Source organism: Trueperella bialowiezensis (assembly GCF_900637955.1).
GTDB classification, from domain to species: Bacteria; Actinomycetota; Actinomycetes; order Actinomycetales; family Actinomycetaceae; genus Trueperella; species Trueperella bialowiezensis.
In genome coordinates this window covers 1,184,009-1,204,090 of the sequence record NZ_LR134476.1, presented here as the reverse complement: position 1 = coordinate 1,204,090, position 20,082 = coordinate 1,184,009, and the positions used below count along the sequence as shown (strand labels likewise).

Here is a 20,082-nt window from a genome sequence, read left to right as displayed (position 1 = left end):
GCCGCATGTTCCGCGCCTCTTGCCGCTCTCGAACCCCCGAGAAACTGCAAGTGGCGTCGGCCACACGGCGTGTCGCTGGTGCTTCTTCTTAACTACTCGACCTCGTCAGTCGCCTCCACGAGATGACGTCGCCGCACCGCCACGCCCCCAAGGAGGAGCAGCGCAACCGCAACCGCCATCAGCCCTGCCACTGATGCACCAGTCCACGGCAGATCCCCACCAGGCGTGGGCGTGGGCGACGGCGTTGGCGTCGGGTCTGGCGTCGGATCCGGATCCGGCGTTGGCTCTGGCGCAACCACCACGCCCACGTCGATATCCGTGGTCTCCTTGTCGGACACGACCGCGGCTGGATCGGAGTTGGGCCCGTCGGAGTCGCGCGTGCGATCGTCGCCAACCAGGCGGGTCGTCCACTCATAGGTCATCCCGTCTGCCAGCGCGAACGTGACGGAGTACTGGCCTGGCCTCAAGTTGCCGAACAGGTACGTGCCGTCCTCGGCCGTCACCGCCGGTGCGACCGGGTTTCCGTTCACGTCGACGGCGGGCTCGCCATCGGCGTCGAGGAGCGTGACTCTGATGCCGGCCACGCGCTCTTCCCCGTCGTCTTGGAGGCCGTTGGCATCCGCGTCGAACCACGCCAGGCCGGATAGTGCGCCCGGGCGGAACAGGCCGGTGTCGTAGCCGCTCACAATCACGCCGTTGGGCACGCCGTCGATCGCGATGTCACGGCCATCGGAGTCGCGCGTCGGATCGTCTCCGACCCTCAGCGGCGAGTCGTACCACCCATCTCCAGGATGAACGGTCACGGAGTAGTCGCCGCCGAGCAGGTTGGTGAACTCGTACGTGCCGTCAGCACCCGTGGTCACGCACTCGACGGGGTTTCCGTCGAAGTCACGGGCCTGAACACCGTCTCCATCGGCCAAGCAGACCAGCGCGCCTGGGATGCCCACTTCTGCGTCGTCGCGAATGCCGTCCGCGTTGACATCGTGCCACACGATGTTTGTAATGGCAGAGCTGCGCTTCAACGTGAGCATGGCCTGGTTGATGACCGGCGAGAACACCTCGTCAGAGAACGCTTCGACGTCGTTGCTCCACTCGAGGGTGTGCCCGTCGCTGGTGATCTGCCCGATCGTGGTCACCACGGTGAATTTGACGTAGCCATCGGCCGGTAGCGTGTCGATTGTCCACACCACCCGGTCGCGGCCCAGCTCTGCGCCGTCGCCCTGATCTTGCGCCGCGGCAGCCTGCGGGTCTGCGAGCGCAATGCCCTCAACCCCCGTGCTGGACTCCGCGGACCAATCGGACAGCGTCAGCTTGCCCACGCCGTTTTCTCCTGGCAGGGTATCCACGACATTCACGTTGTGTTGATCGCGGCCAGACGTGTTGACCACGAGGACATCCCAGGTGACCTTCGTTCCAGCAGCCCCACCATCAGAGGGTGCGAAAGCGAAGGTTTGCTCGAGCGGTGTCTTCAAGATCGACAGTTCAGCATCGGGGTACAGGTAGGGTGCTTTCGCTTGCGCGCGCACGGTCGCTTTGCCGTTGCGGGAAATCGCGGTGGCTGACGCCTCGTTGAACCCGGATGTTGCGGCAAGCGCGGGAGCCTGCGTCTCGAACCGGATTGTCACTGACTGCCCGGAGGCCAGTTCGTCGATGACGGGGAACGTGAGCTCTCGGCCATCCTGCGCCACGCCGGCCAGCGGCGTAAACTCACCGCGCTCCTCGGTGTACGGGGCAGTCATCTCGACGCCGTCCAGATCGGCCACCCATTCATCGGGGAGCAGGTCGCTGATCGTCAGGTCGTAGATGTTCTGGCTTCCCACCGACGACGCCGTGAGGCACCACGTCATACGCCCATCTGGGCTCACCATCCCGGCAGGCATATCACATTGGGTGCCCGCGGTCTTCGTCAGCTGCAGACCCGGAGCATCCAGTGGCGCGTGTGCCTCGGCAAATTCGTTGCTCGGATACCACTTGGAACCGGTGGGCATCGGCGCTGGCTGAGATGCGAACCCGTTGATTTTCGCCGTGTTGTCCAGCTGCGTCTTCGCTTCGGCTTCCTCTTCGTATCCGCCGCGAACCGTTCCGCTGTACCGGACCGTAGCGGTCTGGCCGGGAGCGATCGACTCGATCCACAGCCCGAAGGTGGGCGCGTCGGCCGTCCAGCCCTTCACCAGCACCGTTTCGCTGTTCATGTCCGTGATCTTGACGTCCGTCAAATAGTAGTCGGGCGCGTCTTGCACGGAGGTTCCATAGGCGGTCGTGCGCCCGGTGTTCGTGACTTCCAGCAGGTAGTCCACCTGGTCACCGGTCGAGTACGGGCCGTCGCCCACCACAGACTTCGCAATCGTCAACGACGGCTCTCCGATCACCGTGATGGCCGTGGCTACCGCCGGCTTGAACGCCGTCGGATGCTCGGTCGGGATCTCGTCTGGCATGGTGTCTTCTTTAACCACGTCCTCCGAGTAAGCGTGCGTTTTCACGGTCAGCCTGTCGCCGTCATTCAACGACGACGCCTGGTCACCATCCGAGATTCGCACGTTGACGGGTAGGGTCACGTCGCGTATCTGGGGAGAGGCCTCAACGTTGCCGAGCCACCAGCCGATCGTCGTCGTGCCGTCGTCGTTAGTGATCACGTCCCACGCGCGGGTAGTGTCAGCCAACTTCTTACACGTGTCGCCTGAACAAGCGGGGTCTCCGAGCGACTCGACAGTCATCCCTGCCGGGATGGTCGCTGTCACGTAGAGGTTCGACCACACTTTATTCTCGCTCAGCGGCACCGTCACATTAACGGTTCCCTTTTGGCCGGGTGCGAGCAGGTCCGGGGTGTCGATCCCAACCGCGGGCGGCGGCGACGGGTTGACCACCGTGAACCGGGCAGAATCGGATGCCTCCTGCGGCGGGATTCCCGTCACCGCGTAATCATTCGTCACCATGCTCGAGCCGTAGTTCTGTTCCGGAGGCCCCCACACGTCTCCAACTTGTCTGCTCCTGTCAGCTTGTACGCGCACAGAGTTCGCGATCTGCGTTCCATCTTGGACGTCGTCTGGAACAGTGAACGGAACGTGAATCTTCACCTCGTTCGGGATGAGCTCATACGTCCTCGGACCATCAGGATTCTCATGATCTTCCTGCATGTGGTAGCTCACCATGCGGGTTGCGTCGATTTCCCACTGTATCGTCACAGAATCGTCGGTTTGCTCCACGATCGTTTCCGTCAGTGATATCGGTGGGTCAAACGGTCTGAGGTATTCAAACCAGAGATCTGAGGACGTTGCCGTGTCCGGTACAGACACGGTGGCGGTTCCCGGCTCGTATTTTCCAGGCCCGGTAATGGTATCCGTGATCACCATTCGGGGTATGTGCGGATGGTGGAATGCCACCGAAATGTCGAAGCCATCAGCTCCTCCAGCCGCAACGTAACCGTCGTCGGGTTCCTTACTCACCTTCATCGTGCGCATGGTGGCCACGGTGGCCTGCGTGTTATGCACGCGCGAGCCCGCTATCATTTCGAACTCGACGCTGGTTTGTGCCGTGAAGCCCGTCGCGGCGAGATGGCCGGCTAAGCCTTCGAACTTATACTTGTTTTCCGGATCCGTCAGAGTGTACGACGGGTTCTTCGCATACGTGTCAGACCAGTAGTTCTGCAACGTCCACGAATCTGAGCCAACCGAGTTCGCGAGCGCCTCATCCGTATTCACGTCGAAGACGAGCACGGCAGTCAGGGCAGACGTGCGATTCTCCACCTTGGGCAGGCTATCGAAAACGCTTCTATCTATCTCCCATGACAACCGCTGCCCGCCGGTGTTATGCGCCTTCGTGGCGTCGGCTAAATCGGTGTAAGTCTCGACCGCGTCCACTTGCGGGTCTCCCGATATGGTCGGATCGGGAAGATTAACGAGTCCGGGATTAACCTTCACTCGGTGGTCGTCGCCGAAGTAGAACCAATTGGGGCTTCGCGTCTGCACAAATAGTTGCGAGCTACCCGGTACATAGGAAAAGCCCTTTGGCAGCACGTCGTTAATTCGAATGTTGTTGACCAGCTCTGGGCTGTTCGCTTCGAGGATGATGCCCGCTTTGAGCGTGTCACCTGCGCCAAACGGGTACTTTAGGGGATCTTGGTAAGCGATGTTCAACGCCTCTCGATAGACGCTCAGACCAGATTGATCGGTTCCCCCTCCGTGGTAACGCGTCTCGTTGTCCGCGCTCGTGTACAGGGTCGTGGCAAGCTGTCCCTTCCAGTCGGGGAAATACCAGCCGCGTTCAATGTTCGTCTCGGGCAGCGATAGCCCGAACTGGTCGAAGGCACGGAATGGCCAGTTAGGCTTGTCACCCAGAGAAACTTCGATTTCGTTTCCGCTCGGCGATTTGTACATCCACCCACGCACTTCGGCCCAGTTAGTCGCTTCGCCAGAGGTGCGTGCACGCAGCATAGCCTGCGACATGGGATTCATGTATGACACGGGGTGCTCGGATGGAACGTTTGGCGCATCGCCAGTGACCGCGAGCTTGACTTTGTAGTCTCGCGATTCGCCCGGCTGTAACTCTTCGATGATGTCCCACGTGATCGTGTTGTCCGAGATCACCGGCGAGCCTTCCGCGGACACGACGGTAGCGGACACTGCAGTGGTTTCAAGATTCTGATAATCAAGCTTCCACGTGGCCTCCGTTGGGAGCAGATCGACGAGGGTGAATCCCTGCACTGGAACCGTCCCGACGTTCGTGGCCGTGATCGTACATTCCACATTGGCCTCGCCTGCGGCGGAGAACGCCGTCACGTCCGGTGTACAGACCTTCGACGGTTCGACCTTCCCGGCTACAGCATTCACTTTGGCGCGGGTATACACATTGGGTTGGCGCGTGCCGTCGACCGTCAGCCAAGAGATGACGTCGTTCGTCAACGTCGCGGGTCTCACATACGGAGTGACCTCATCCAATTCACGTGACGCCACCTGGTAGGTCAGGCGGAATGTGCGCGGCTGGCTGGACGGAGCAAGATCTTTCACTTCACCCCATATGTCCGAACCGGGATACATGTAGATTTTGAAATCTTCCCACGACTGGGGGTAGCGCTTGCTACCAAGCGACAACGTTATGTCCAGCTGCTCGTCGGGAGCGCAGTCCACGCACGTCAGCGTTGGCTCGCTGGCCAGACTCCAGTCCCGAGGCGCACCCGGCCGGCCCGGATTCCAATCGGCCTCCATGTGGTCGCGGAACTCCAACGTGACGGGCCGTTCACTCGCGGGCACCGTGAAGTCGACGTCGAACGTGTGGGTCGACCCGAACACAGCCTCAGCCGGTGTTCCAGACTTGGTCACCTGCAGTTCGCCGCCGTCGATCACCTGCACCGAATCGGTAGCACACAGAGCACGATCGCCGTACCCACACGTTGAATGCGACAGCGAGCCGTAGCTGACACGCACCTCGTTGGTCAGCCTTTGGTTAAGCGGCACGTCGTCGGCGAGCGTGGTTGGCATCGTCACGCGCACGGCACTATTTGGTTCCTGGTCGGCAATAGTCCAGGTCACGCGCTGGTAAGACTTACCGTGATGCTCGTCTTGTTCAACGGTTTCGTCGTACTCAATGGGTGCCCAATCACCACCCCCAGTGCGCGCCTCAATAACAGCGGTCTTCGGCTCGTACACGATGCCCACCGGCAGAGAATCCGTGATCGTGAAATCGCCTTGGGCTCCCGCCGCGCGATCATGCCAGTTCATCCTCCACGTAATGGTCGGATCGTCTTTCACGTCGACGACGTCCGGCCCGTCATGCGACTTCCACACCGATGGCGCAGTCGAGCTTCCACATGTCAGTGAACTCGACACGGAATAGTCATAGATGAAGCCAGAGTTTTCGCCGCGCTTAGAATTGCCCGACGTATCTTTCCACGTGAACTCCATCGAGCTCGACATCGACTTTTCTTCGATATCCGCGGTTACCTCACCCGCGACGGTAAAGGTCGAACCACGCCCCCGTGCTACGTCGCCCAGAGGAACAGCCAGCTCATAGCCCGCCTCTTCCGTGCCCCCCACAATGTATTGCTCAGCAGGTTCGTCGTTTACAGTGGCCGGCTGGAAATTCCGGGGAAGCTTGATGTTCCCGACGACGTCGATCGCCCGCCCAGCCGATTGATCTTTCAGCGCGCGTCCTTCGGTCGTATCACCGAAGTTCACCGAGTAGTGCAGGGTCGTCGTCGACCCTGCAGGCATCGCTCCACACTGCATCGACCCACTCGGATAGCTCGCGGTCGGAGTAGCGACATACGTTATTTGGGTAGCCGACACAGAATCGGTGTAGGTCACATCCGTGCCTTCCGCGCCGAACGTGTCAACCTTCGCAGTATTGAGCACGGCCGCAGCAGACTGGGGACGCACCGAATTAAACGGAATAAGATCAGCCGAGTTCGGCGACGTCGCAACGTACGTGAGGGTGGCGCTCTCCCCGGCAGGAAGCGCGTCGATCAGCCACGTCAACGCATCGCCGTTCACCTGCGCACTTCCTACGCTTGCCATAATCTCTGTCACGTCGGTCAACCCCGGCATCTCGCCGCCATGACCGAGGTCGTCAACAATGTTGACGTCCGTTGCTGTCACATTGCCAACGTTCGACACCTCGACCGTATAGGTGTTCTCGGACGACGGGCCGACGTTTGAGTACTTTGCCTTCTTGTCGATGCGGAAGTGCGGAGCCAGCGGACGCACGCCCGCAGCCGAGGACGGGCCTCGCCGATCAAACACGTCTGTCCGATGCTCCGGAACGGCGGTGAGTGCCTCGCCATCCGTCGTCGAAAACCACGGCTGCACCGTGTTAACCAGCAGACCATCACTCTTCGCCAAATTCACTTCACTCACCCGCGCACCGGGGAGCGGGACCAACGTGCGTGACGTTCCACCAAACGTTTCGTCAATCTTGGCAACAACAGTCGCCCGGTAGACAGCCGGCTCGTCGAGCGGCGTCGTCAAATCACCCAAGTACCAACCCAGGTCCGTGCTGCCCAGACTCTCCCGCTCAAGCGCAGTAATTACCCCGCCGTCCGAAAGATTCAGCTCGGGGCCAGACACGTGCGTCAACTGGCCCTGCTCGACCACGGACATACCGCGAGGCAACTGATCAATGATCGTCACGTCATACTGGGCTGCCGCGTGGGCCGGCACAGTGACGTCGATCGTGAACGTGACCTCTTCGCCTACTGCCGCTTCAGGCACGTTCACACTCTTAGCAACCTCAACCTGCTTCATCGCAGAAATCAGCTCGAGCCAGCCCTCCGCTGAGGCTTCGAATCTTCCGTGCTGAATCGTGGCCGTATTTCGATAGAGCGAACCAATCTCTGCCGCAGACCCGTCATGCTTCACCGGCACCGGGAACGTCACCACCGCACCCGCAGGAAGCACCGGGATCTCCCACGTCACCCTTTCACCATCTGATGCAGTGGCAGGAGCCGCGGTAAGCTCCCTCATCTCCACCTCGGCGTCGGTACCATTCACCGTCAACTCAGGCACCTCGCCTGGGAACGCATCTCGATCAAGCGACAGGTGGGCCGGTAACTGGTCCACCACACGCACGCCGCGAGCCTCCACATTACCCGAGTTACGAACCGTCACAGTGTACTGGCCAGCACCAGACTGCACGACAGTTCCTGGCCTTTCTTCCTGCGGCGTCTTCGTAATCGACAGGTCCACCGCACCCACAGTAAGCCGAGCCTGCGCGTATGCAGAGAAACTACCGTACGGCGTACCATAAGCGCCGAACGTATCGTTACCGTACACGTAAAGCTGGTTAGTTCTCGGACCGACTTCCTGACCCTCCGGAACCCGGAAACTCGCCCGGAACTCTCCAGACTCTCCCGGCCGCAAGGAACCAGAGTCGAGTTTAAACTCCACATTACGCGTGCCCGTCTTAGAAAATTCGACCGGCTGACCTGCGACCGTGATGGTCACAGAATCGTCCACCAATTCCCACTGACGCGGCGGAGTATCCCGCAACCTCAACTCGTAGATCGGGGCTTCACCCGTGTTCGTGAACGTCGCCTGGAAATCAACGACATCACCGGAGGCCACCGTCGTCGCACCCACCACCTGCTTCGACGCGCCCAGATCCGGATGGGCAACCTTCGTCACCATCACGTTCGAATCAATCTGCTTCACACTCTCTTGATCAGTGCTCGGTTGGCTCAAACGTTCTTGGCCGGCTTCCTTATACTCATAGATCCGGCCAACCACCTGCAAGATCTCTTCATACTCTGGCGTCATGCCCACTTGCTTGCCACCAATGTGTGCCGTCAACTCAACAGATTGCCCCGGCTCAATCCTCGCAATCGTCGCCGTTGATCCGCCTTCCACACCACTGGCATCGCTGAACTCGTGGGTGTTATAAAAACGGTACCACTCGCCCACCGAGTCCAACGCCACAACCACATCGTCTGCGGCCATATCGCCATCGTTACGAACCGTGAGCTTATATTCGAGCGTGTAATCATCACCATCACGGCTCGGCACCCAGTAATCAGTCTCCACCGTTCCAGTGATCGCCAGTTTCGCCGCACCCAACGTCACATCAGCACTCGCCTCAGAGTTAAGCGTGAAATCCGGCAACCTGCGAGTATCGGGCAAAGCCCCACCCAGCGTATCAACCGGATACGCGCCAAAACGCGCCGTGTTCGTCAGCGTCTGCCCCGCCTGACCCGTGACTTTCGCAGGGTACGTCAAACGGTACGTCACCGGCGTCGGCGCCGGATCAATCGTGCCCAAATACCAGCCGACGCTCGTTGCTCCCAGATCGTTCGTGTGCGTCGTCAGCGGATCAGCAACCACCGGCGAAGCAGCAGTACCCTCAACGACGCCGAACGTGACGTCGTCGACAAACTCCAGTCCCTCCGGCAAGGTATCAGTGATCGTCACGTTAAACAGTGGCGTCTGTGCCGGAACCTGCACGTCGATCGTGTAGTGGACGGTCTGCCCGTCCGCCACCTTCGGAATGTCAACCTGCTTCGTGATCGTCGGCGAGGTACCCGCCACCGCCAAGCTATTATCGGCTTCAACCGGGCCCACCTCTGAACGCGCGCCACCCTGGTCCACCACGTCCTGCGGCAAGGTGAAGCCCTTTGCGACAGCCTTATTCGTCACCGTGACATGGCTTGCATTCTCATCGCCCACAACCTTGACCCGGTACGTGAAAACCTGTTCCTCACCCGGCACGATCTTGGGTGCGCTGAACGTCAGCACGCCGTCGGACAACGATCCCTCCCCGGCGTCGACAAGCTCCACATACTCCGGAAGCTCATCCGAGATCGTCACCTCATACACAGTGGAGTCAACCGCGCCAACCCGCAGCTCGTAATCAACCTCGGCACCCCGCGTCACAGCACTACCAGGATTCGACAACTTTGAGATCGTCAGCTGAGGATCGACCACCTCAACCTGCATACGCTGCTCCGACGAGGAAATACTGGACGCCCCATCAGACATCGACGCATAGAAACGCAACGAATCAAGAGCCGAACCCGCCTCGGCATCCTCAGGCACGCGCATACGAGCATCAAACGTCACCGTTCCACCCTGCTCCAAACCAGGGACCGCAGCCTCGGCGCTAGGCTCCGCTCCCTCGCTGTTAGCCTCCGGCTCGGAAAGTGGCGCGTAGATCCGGATAACGCCATCTTTGTTGTGGCGCACCCACTGGCCGGCCTGCGGCTCAGTACCCTCGACCAGCTCAACCGGCTGCCCATTCACCGCCAGCTGGTAGCTGTGCATATCCTCCAGCTGCGTTGAAAAGTGAAGGAACGTCGCATGATCCACGCTCCCATCCGGACGCACAAAAGCCCGCTGATGGACAGGTTGCGTGAACGTCGCAGTCATCGACACATCAACCGGCTCACCCGCCACCACCTTCGTGGCTCCGCCAGCCGAACCACTCGACACCGCGGGAGTAGCACTCGACTCTAATTCGATTGCGTCTTGCTGCACCGCCACAGCCAGTGACGTTGGCAACACGAGAAGAGACACCAAGAGCATCCCCAGAAATTTCGCGAATGATTTTGCTGCGCCATTATGCATGAGTTTCGTCCTTAAACTCGCCTAAATCTCACTACTCCGAAATGTGCAAACAACCAGTACTCGCAGTCTGGTGCAAGTCCAAACTAACGCGACACAGCTGGTTGAGCAACCGGTAGTCAACACGCGGACGCCATACGCGGCGTGTTCTCTTGCAATCCCCGGGCGTGGCGTCTACCTCCGGGCGCGAGCGTGGCGTCTACCAGCTAACTTGCGACCTGCTGGCCATGACAACTGTCATGGCAAAATTCGAACGGCTGACACTTCCCCGGGCTCGCTGCTTCCCGCGATCATGGTGATATGAACACAATTGAAGCCCGCGGGCTCACCAAGAAATTCGGATCGGTCACTGCCGTTGACGGAATCGACCTCACAATCAGGCAAGGCGAGGTGGTTGCGCTGCTCGGCCCCAATGGCGCCGGCAAGACCACTGCCCTTGACATGATCCTCGCCCTCACCACGCCCACATCCGGAGAGCTGCGCGTACTTGGCGGCACTCCAAGTGAGGCGATCCGCGCGGGGCGCATATCCGCGCTCCTCCAAACAGGCGGCTTGCTCGCGGACATGACGGTGCGCGAAACCGTCACCTACATCGCAGCGGCCTACCCATCGCCGCCATCAGTTGACGAGGTGCTTGCCCGAACAGGTCTTGACACGATTGCGAAGCGGCGTGTGTCGAAATGTTCGGGCGGCGAACAGCAACGCCTCAAATTCGCTTTAGCCCTCATCGCCGAACCAGACATCTTGGTGCTCGACGAACCCACCACCGGTATGGACGTCGGCGCCCGGCGCGAATTCTGGGCCACCATGCACGCCGAGGCCACCGAGGGACGAACCGTCATCTTCGCCACCCACTACTTACACGAGGCCGAAGAGTTCGCCCACCGCATCATCCTCATGAACAAAGGCAAGATCGTCGCGGATGGCCCGATGGAAGAAATACGCGGGCTCGCCGGAATGCGCCAGGTTCGCGCGCGTGTCAACGCTCAACCAACCCGAGCCCGCGACATGCTTGACGCGCTCATCACGGCGGTGCCGGGCACCGTCGTCGACATCGATGACGATTCTTTCACGGCAACCACGCCGGACTCCGACTCGGCCGCGCGCTACCTGCTAGCCCAGCCCGACGTCGTCGACCTAACAATCACCCCTGCATCCCTTGAAGACGCCTTCATTGCACTCACTCAAGACGCCCCCGCCGACAACTTGCGCGCAACCGCAGCGAAAGGAGCCTGACATGACGACCATGGTCACCATCGACATCAAACGCGCACTGCGCGACCCCGGAATTTTCTTCGTCATCGGCATCCCCGTGCTCATGTACCTCATTTTCGGAGCCGCGCAAACATACGGCTCCGAAAAGATCGGGAACGGCAACGTGGCGATGGCCATCGCGATCGGCATGGCCGCCTACGGCGCCGCCTCCGCCACGCTCACCCTTTCCACCTCCGCAGCCGTAGAACGAATGCAAGGCTGGGGCCGGCAACTCTCCCTCACACCGTTGACCTCGGGCCGATTCATGGCAGTGAAATCGGCGTCGGCGCTCCTGTTCGCCGCCATCACACTCACCGCCATCTACGCGGTGGCCGCAGCCACGGGATCGCACGCCACTGGCATGGGATGGGCCGTATCGTTCCTCGTGATCCTTGTTGGATCGCTGCCCTACGCGCTCCTTGGCCTTGCCATCAGCTACATCTTCCGCTCCCAAGTAGCGATGTCAGTTGGCTCCGCGTTCCTCTTACTTTTCGCTTTCGCAGGCAACCTATTCGTGCCACTATCCGGAAAACTCCTCGAGATCTCGAGATTCACGCCCATGTGGGGCTATATCACGCTGGCACGCTGGCCCGTCACAGAGGGCATGTGGACCACATCGGAGGGTGTTCCCTACCAAGACGAGCTCTGGCAAGCCGGACTATCGTTCGGTGTATGGACACTCGTCTTCGCCGTGCTCGCAGTGCTCGCCCTTCGCCGGGCGGGGAACCGGCCATGAGCACGCAACAACTCAGCGAGCGCGTAGGGCGGATCGTCAGCTACGGAATGGCACTCGTATGGCTCGGATTCCTTGCCTTCCCGATCTGGGCGCTTATCCGTGCCGATCTGACGGGCCTCGAACTCGCCTTACGCCTCGGTGTTCTTGCGTTGTTCGCAGCGATGTACGTGTGGGGCATGGTCCACGCGTTACGGCGCGAGGACCCCTTTTCCGACGAACTACGACCACTGGCTGTCGTCCTCGTCGTCTCACATATCGCGCTAATGTTGGCGTTCGTTGCACTGACGGAGCCCGAATCCTGGATGCTCGGCACCTTCACGGTGGCGCTCGCCGTGATCACACTACCGCCACGCTACGGGTATCCACTCGGCGCGCTCCTCGCCACAACCTGTTCGTACGCACTGATTTCCACATTCGGCGGCTCCGGCGCTGCCGCCGTACTGATTATTGTGGGGATTTACGCCACCGTGGTCGGCTCGAGCTATTTCTCTCGGCAATCCGACCGGGAAATCGCAGTCAGTGCCCGCGAGGCTGTGGTCAGCGAACGGGAACGTGTGGCTCGCGACGTCCACGACGTCCTCGGCCACACCCTGACCGTTATTTCTTTGAAATCCGACCTCGCACACAAACTCATCGACCGCGATCCGGCCCGCGCCAAATCAGAAATCAGCGACATCCACAACCTAAGCCGGCAAGCGATAGCTGAAGTACGCGCCACCGTGTCCGGGCTGAGCGTGCGCCAACTCTCGGCCGAACTTGAAGCCGTCCGCAAACTCGCTAACAATGCCGGTCTTGCTCTCGAGGTACGCGGCACACCGGATGACGTGGATCCGCGCCATCGCATCCTCTTCGCATGGATCCTCCGGGAAGCGATGACGAATGTGATCCGGCACGCGGGCGCGAGCCGCGCCCGCGTGCAGCTCGAGCAGTCTCGGATCACAGTCAGCGATGATGGCAGAGGATTCGACCCAGCCACCTGTGAAGGTCACGGTCTTGCAGGATTGCGTAAACGAGTAGAAGATGCTGGTGGCACCATGGAGATCGACAGCTCTCCAGGCGGTGGAACCACAATCGAGGTGCGAGCATGAGCAACAAAAGAGGACTAACTGCGGACGGCGCGGGCTCGAGTGACACGGGTCCGAGCCGTGCAGGATCAAGTGGCGCTCGCGAGCCGATCCGGGTGGTGCTCGCCGACGACCAAGCGCTCGTGCGCGGAGCTCTCGCCGCTCTGCTCTCCCTCGAAGATGGCATTCATGTTGTGGGCGAAGCAGGCCGAGGAGATGAACTCGTGGATCTGGTGCGAGAACGGCGTCCCGACGTTGCCCTCATCGATATTGAAATGCCGGGACTCGACGGGATTGCGGCCACGGAGCAGATTGTGGCGGAGTGCCCCGAGGTGGCGTGCCTGATCGTCACAACATTCGGGCGGCCGGGTTACCTACAACGTGCACTGGAGGCGGGAGCCCGCGGCTTTATCGTGAAGGAAACACCCGCCGAGCAGCTCGCGGACGCCGTTCGGCAAGTTCATGCTGGTCAGCGCGTGGTAGATCCTTCGCTTGCTGCAGAGTCACTGTTCTCCGGGGCGAATCCTCTCACTGCTCGCGAGCGCGAAGTGTTGACACTCGCCTTAGAGGGCGGGCGGGTCTCTGACATTGCTCGAGCCGTCTACCTGTCAGAGGGTACGGTGCGGAATCATCTGTCGTCAGCGATAGGGAAAATGGGAGCCGAAACACGGGTTGAGGCAGCGCGGCGTGCAAACGACCTCGGCTGGCTGTAGAACTAGCTTTCGCGATCTGGCTTTCATCGCTTCGCACCCTGCCTTTCATCGCTTCGCTCTCGGGCTTTCATCGCTTTCGCGTTCTAGCTTTCGTTAACGAACTGCAGAATACGAGCGGATTCACCGCGGCGATGATGCGTGCTATGCCTTGGATCCTCGCGGCTTTTTCAAATAATCTCGATGGCTAATCAAACTATCGAGCATGGTCTTGGTGTTTTCCCAGTCTTCCCAGATCTGCTCGTAAGTTAACCGCGTAACCTGATATCCCTTTGACTGGAGATACAAGTCTCGTTCCCTGTCATTCCTATAGGCCGCAATCGAGGAGTGGTACCTCACCGAATCACACTCAATCACCCACGACTCACCCACCAAGATATCCACCCGGTTAGCCTCGTTCGGGAACAACGGAACTTGCTGACGGACCCGCAAACCTTTGGTCCGGAGGTAAAAGGACACGCGTGTTTCACTTCCCGACTCCGAAAGGAGCTGAAAGCCTGTGAGCCGCCGTCCGCGCCGTTTAGGTATTCGATCGAGCATGGCATCAGCCCACTCGACGTCCACCACGTTCTTATTCAGCGCTGATTCAAGAACGATGAGCGCGGATTCGGTGTCATGAAATCGAGCCACTTGTTCTATGGCCTCATCCACCGGACATACAAGTTCCATCTTGGTGCCGTGCACGCGGTGAACGATGGGACTGTGCATTCCGCGTGTGGCTTTTAAGACCTGAGCTGCTACATGTTCTCGGTTCTCGTACTGGGCTGCGAGCGCGTGAATGTGGTTCGGTTCGGGTAGCACCCATAAACCGTGGTAGCTACACGCGGTGAGACAGCCGAGCCGCGTATGAGCCCGGGCCGCGATAAGTAGCCTCGGATCCGCATCAGGCTCCGCATACCAGTTTCGTGACACATGGGTAAGATCGCCGTCTCGCACCCGCTGCTCAATATTCCATCGCGACAGCCCTATTCCGGCAAGATCAGGCGCCGTAAAAACACCTCGGTTCATGCACTTAGATTGCTTTACATTCTTTTTGAGCGTCATAGATAGCCACAGGTGTGGAAAATTAACGGCAATGCTCTGGCGATTGGCATAGGAATGTCGCCGCTTTACAGACGGCACTCGCAAACGTACAGCCCGTTACTAGTGTTTCTGGCATCGCACTTCACCCCTTGCAAGCCTTTCTTTCATTGCTAACCCGCCCTCTGCGAGCGGTCATACAAGGCCCACTCCGCACAGCACATGAAAAAGTGACCTAAAATCGCCATTTTCGAAATGAGATTACGCTGGGTCATGTTTTACGCGGACTGCCCTCAGCATCGATCGCATTTCGAGGTCGCGAAGCCTGCGCATAATTGCCTCATTCTGGAACAAATACCCCGGCCCACTATGATCGTTGAGCTGTCTCCCCATCGGCACAGCTCTGCATCGCCATCGCACAAGCGCATGGTGGTACGCGCTAGCACGTTGGTCGCGCGCGGAATCGCTACCCGTACGGTCTTTGCTGACCCGCATGAAGGCCCGGGCGTTCACCCAAAACGCGTCGACTTGGCGGGCGTGGCACAATAGTGAGCAATGACGAGCCACCGTAATCCAGATTCTTCGGAGCCCCACGACCGCGCGCCGCGCCGCGGCTCACGTGGGCAGCGCAGTTCACGCCAACACCGCAGTTCACAGAAGCGCCGCCCGCGCGGCCCACGCCCGTTCACGCCTGCAGAGCTTGAGGCACGCCGCGCGGCCGTGCCCGAGATTTCTTATCCACCACAGTTGCCGGTGTCGGCGCGCCGGGAGGACATCGCCGCGGCAATCCGGGACAACCAAGTGGTGATCGTGGCTGGAGAAACGGGGTCGGGTAAAACCACGCAGCTGCCAAAGATCTGCCTCGAGCTTGGCCGGGGCATCACCGGCATGATCGGGCACACGCAGCCGCGGCGAATTGCGGCCCGCTCGGTAGCCGACCGCATCTGCGACGAGCTTGGCGTAGAACTCGGCGGCGCTATTGGCTATCAGGTTCGTTTCACGGAGCAGACTTCGCGAACCACGCTCGTCAAGCTCATGACTGACGGCATTCTTTTGGCCGAAACCCAGAACGATCCCGAGCTGCGTAAATACGACACGATCATCATCGACGAGGCGCACGAACGCTCACTCAACATTGATTTCTTGCTCGGCTACCTCGCTCGCTTGCTACCCCGCAGGCCCGACCTCAAACTCATCATCACCTCAGCCACCATTGATTCGCAGCGCTTCGCTGAACATTTCGGCCGCCACATGCACGGCGGTGGCCCTGACTGCGAGGCCCCAGTGATTGAGGTGTCGGGGCGCACGTTCCCCGTAGAGATTCGCTATCGTCCGCTTTACGACGACAGTGCCACCGATCTTTCCGGGGCGAGCGCCGGTGGCAGACATGGTGGCGGACATGCCACTAACGAGGGATCAAGCCTGACCGCCCGAGGTAGTGGTATGTCCGCCACCGGCTCAGAAAACTTGACCGCCCAAGGTGGTGGCCGTGCGCCCGGTGGCAGACGTACCGCTAACGAGGGATCAAGCCTGACCGCCCGAGGTGGTGGTATGTCTGCCACCGGCTCAGCAAGCCTCACTGCCCGAGGTGGCGGTGTGTCTGCCACTAGGTCAGCCATCCAGGAGCGCGACCAAATCACTGGAATCCTTGAGGCTGCAGATGAGCTGATGGCGGAGGGCCCCGGCGACATTCTTGTTTTCCTTTCGGGAGAAGGAGAAATCCGGGATACCGAGAAGGCTTTCCAGGAGGAGCTCGGCCAGCGCTACATCGAGCCGGGTGGGCGTTCCTCCGTGCCGAACGCGGTGGAAGTGTTGCCGCTGTTCGCCCGGCTGTCGGCTGCTGAGCAGAGGCGTATTTTCCAGCCGCATAATCACAGGCGGATTATTTTGGCCACGAATATCGCGGAGACTTCGCTGACCGTGCCTGGTATTCGTTACGTGATCGACCCCGGCACCGCCCGCATTTCCCGCTATTCGACCAAGACGAAGGTTCAGCGTCTGCCGATTGAGGCGATTTCGCAGGCGTCGGCGAATCAGCGTTCGGGTCGTTCGGGTAGGGTCGCGGACGGCATCGCGATCCGGCTTTATTCTGAGGAGGATTTCGCGGTGCGCCCGGAGTTTACTGAGCCGGAGATTCAGCGCACGTCGCTTGCGTCGGTGATTTTGCAGATGGCGGCGATGAATCTGGGTTCCGTCGAAGACTTCCCGTTTATTGACCCGCCGGATATGCGGGCGGTTCGCGCTGGAATCCAGCTGCTTGAGGAGATCGGCGCGCTTGAACCGGTTTCGAAGCACGACGCCGGAAAACCCGACCAGCGCACGCCTGGCAACCGCACCACATCCAGCCACCCCAAGGACCGCGGTGAAACCGGCCGGGCCCGAGTGGTTGGCACGGGAACGCACGTGCTCACCGAAACTGGTCGCACGCTGGCCAAGCTTCCTATTGATCCGCGTCTTGGCCGGATGCTGCTCGCCGCGGTGGATAACGGAGCGGCGTCGGAGGTGTTGGTGCTGGTGGCGGCGATGTCGGTGCAGGATGTGCGCGAGCGCCCGGCCGAGTTCCGCGCGCAGGCTGACCAGTTGCATGCCCGGTTCACGGATCGTACGTCTGATTTTCTGGCCTACCTGAATTTGTGGCGGTATTTGCGCACTCAGCAGCGTGAGCTTTCGGGTTCGGCGTTCCGCCGGATGTGCCGGGCGGAGTACATCAATTGGCTGCGTTTCCGCGAGTGGCAGGATGTCGTCGCCCAACTGCGTGAACTGCTCCGCCCGCTTGGAATCAACCTCAAGCCGATCAAACTCCCCACCAAAGACCAGCTACGTGCAGCAACAGAAGAGGGCAAGGACAATTCGCATAATCAGGATGTGGCGCGGGCGGTGGTTCGCTTGGGGCAGTCGTCGGATACGCCGGCGGCGGACGCGATTCACAAGTCGATCCTCGTCGGTCTGCTGTCTAATCTCGGTTCATGGGATCAGCGCACGAAAGATTACCTCGGTGCTCGCGGCACCCGCTTCGTCATCTGGCCGGGCTCTGGCTTGCATCGGCGCAACCCCGAGTGGGTGATGGCCGCCGAGCTCGTTGAAACCTCGCGCCTATTCGCCCGGTCCGTGGCTCGCATTAAGCCTGAGTGGGTGGAGGAGGTGGGCGGTCACCTCGTCAAACGCCAGTATTCGGAGCCGTTCTGGTCCACCCGCATGGGCGCGGCGATGGTTCATGAAAAAGTGCTGATCTACGGGCTGCCGATTATTGCGGATCGGCGCGTGTTGCTATCGAAAATCGGCACGGAATCCGCCCGCGAACTCGCACGCGAAATGTTTATCCGCCACGCGCTCGTCGAGGGCCAGTGGCGCGCCCACCACGTATTCATCAAGCACAACAAGGAGCAACTCGCGCAGGCCGGCGAGGTCGAGCAGCGCATGCGCCAGGTGGGGCTTGTTGCCGACGACGACGATCGCTTCACGTTCTTCGACGAGCGCCTTCCAGCGGGCATCGTCTCGGCCGGGCATTTTAATTCGTGGTGGAAGAAGGAGCGCCGGAAGAACCCGGAGCTGTTGAACTTCACGCAGGAGTTCCTGCTTGGGGATACAACCGTCTCGGAGGAGGATTTCCCGTCCGAGTGGGTGCAGGGCGACATCTCGCTGCCGATCGAGTACCACTTCTCGCCGGGTAAGCACGCGGACGGGCTGACGATCGACGTGCCGGTCACGCTTTTGCCACAGTTGACCGACGACGGTTTCGACTGGCTCGTTCCCGGCCTGCTGCCCGATCTCGTGACGGCCACGATTCGCGCGCTGCCGAAGCCGGTGCGCCGCAACCTCGTACCAGCGCCCGACGTGGCTCGCGACATCCTCGCCGTACTCCCGCCGTGGAACGACGTGGCGCACGGCCAGCCGGGGGCGCCGTCGTTCCGCGAGGCGTTCACTGCTGCCGCGCGCGAGCTGCGTGGGATAGATATCGACGACGGCGCCTGGGCGTCCGTCAACCTGCCGCCGCATTTGGAGATTACGTTCCGGGTGCGATCCGAGCGCGGTGCGGTGCTGGACGAGGGGACGTCGATCGCCTACCTGCAGCGGGAGCTGGCGCCGCAGACCCGTTCGGCGGTGGAGTCGGTGGTCAAGGGCGCTGTGGCGCAGGCTCTCGACGAGGCCCGGGCGGAACTGCTGCGCGCCGCGGAGGGGGCAGGTCACGATCAGGCGGGCGGCGCGGCGGCCGGCCCAGGTTTGGAGTCGGGCGCAGGCACGGAGTCGGGCGCCGGGCAGGCCGGGACAGATTCCGCACGGCCAAGTTCCGCGGAACCTAATTCTCCGCGCTGGGACGCGCCCGATTCCGAGAATCTGGAGACCTGGCCTGAGCAGATCGCGGAGCTGCCCGCGGTGGTCGAAACACAAAAGGGTCGGATGACTGTGCGCGGGTATCCGGCGTTTGTGGAGGTGCCTGCGCCGGGTGCGGCTGGGCGGACGGACGTCAACGTCGCGCTCCAGGTACTCGCAGAGCCGGCTGAGCAGGTGCGCGATCATCGCCGCGGAATCATCCGGCTGCTAGCTATTGATCTGGCTCTTCCGGAATCGCGGGTCACCACACGGTGGACGGGCGCGGAGTCGCTCACGCTGGCGGCCACGCCGTATCCGAGCACCGAGGCGCTCGTGGACGACCTTCAACTTGCCGCCGCCCGCAATATCGCCGATCGGTGGGCGCGGACGGCAGACCAGCCACTCGGACGCCTGCGCACTCGCAGCGCCTATCTCGAGCTGCGCGCCCACGCCCGGGAACTTCTCGAAGACGAGGTCTATCAGCTAGTGAAAACCACGGTACGAATCATGCAGGCATATGGCGAGGTGGACGGCGCGATCCGCGAGTCCAGTTCGATCACGCTCATCAACACGGTGGCCGACGTACGTGCTCACATCTCCGGTCTGGTCTTCAACGGATTTATTTCCGCGACGCCGGAGGCTCAACTCCCGCACCTCGTGCGCTACTTACAGGCCGCTAAGATCCGCCTCGATAAAGCCGCAAGCAACCCGGCCGCCGACGATTCACTCGCCTGGCAGGTCGCCGACGTCGTCGAACAACTCGACGCCGAGTCCGCCGAGTTCGCCGCCGGAAGCTACGACGCCGGCCGCGCGCGTACCCTCGAGCAGGCGCGGTGGATGGTCGAAGAACTGCGTGTGTCCCTCTTTGCCCAGCAACTCGGCACGGCAGGCAAGGTCTCCCCGCAGCGAATCCGCAAGCTCTTGCGCCGGTAACACGTGGCTAA

Annotated in this window: 7 protein-coding genes; 5 read left to right on the top strand and 2 right to left on the bottom strand. The window is 61.0% G+C overall.

Annotation, left to right across the window (positions count from 1 at the left end):
• Positions 1–92 precede the first annotated feature (92 nt).
• Positions 93–10,046: an isopeptide-forming domain-containing fimbrial protein gene (locus tag EL234_RS05540; RefSeq protein WP_126416523.1), complete on the bottom strand. Its 9,954-nt coding sequence runs from the start codon at positions 10,044–10,046 to the stop codon at positions 93–95.
• 297 nt (positions 10,047–10,343) lie between these two features.
• Between EL234_RS05540 and EL234_RS05535 the strand changes: the two genes are divergently transcribed.
• From EL234_RS05535 to EL234_RS05520, 4 genes are read left to right on the top strand one after another with little or no spacing between them, the layout of a single operon-like run.
• Positions 10,344–11,279, top strand: a complete 936-nt coding sequence (locus EL234_RS05535) for an ABC transporter ATP-binding protein (RefSeq protein WP_126416522.1) — start codon at positions 10,344–10,346, stop codon at positions 11,277–11,279.
• Position 11,280: 1 nt separating this feature from the next.
• Positions 11,281–12,033: an ABC transporter permease gene (locus EL234_RS05530; protein ID WP_126416521.1), complete on the top strand. Its 753-nt coding sequence runs from the start codon at positions 11,281–11,283 to the stop codon at positions 12,031–12,033.
• Entirely contained in the window at positions 12,030–13,121 is a 1,092-nt protein-coding gene (locus tag EL234_RS05525; protein ID WP_164712385.1) for a sensor histidine kinase, read from the top strand. The genes EL234_RS05530 and EL234_RS05525 overlap by 4 nt, the downstream gene beginning before the upstream one ends.
• Positions 13,118–13,810, top strand: a complete 693-nt coding sequence (locus tag EL234_RS05520; protein WP_126416519.1) for a response regulator transcription factor — start codon at positions 13,118–13,120, stop codon at positions 13,808–13,810. The genes EL234_RS05525 and EL234_RS05520 overlap by 4 nt, the downstream gene beginning before the upstream one ends.
• 141 nt (positions 13,811–13,951) lie before the next feature.
• On the opposite strand, the gene EL234_RS05515 is transcribed toward EL234_RS05520, so the two are convergent.
• A complete protein-coding gene (locus tag EL234_RS05515) occupies positions 13,952–14,815 on the bottom strand; it encodes a hypothetical protein (RefSeq protein WP_126416518.1) in 864 nt (287 codons plus the stop codon).
• Positions 14,816–15,382: 567 nt separating this feature from the next.
• Here EL234_RS05515 and EL234_RS05510 point away from each other — a divergent pair.
• Positions 15,383–20,071, top strand: a complete 4,689-nt coding sequence (locus EL234_RS05510) for a DUF3418 domain-containing protein (RefSeq protein ID WP_126416517.1) — start codon at positions 15,383–15,385, stop codon at positions 20,069–20,071.
• Positions 20,072–20,082: the final 11 nt, after the last annotated feature.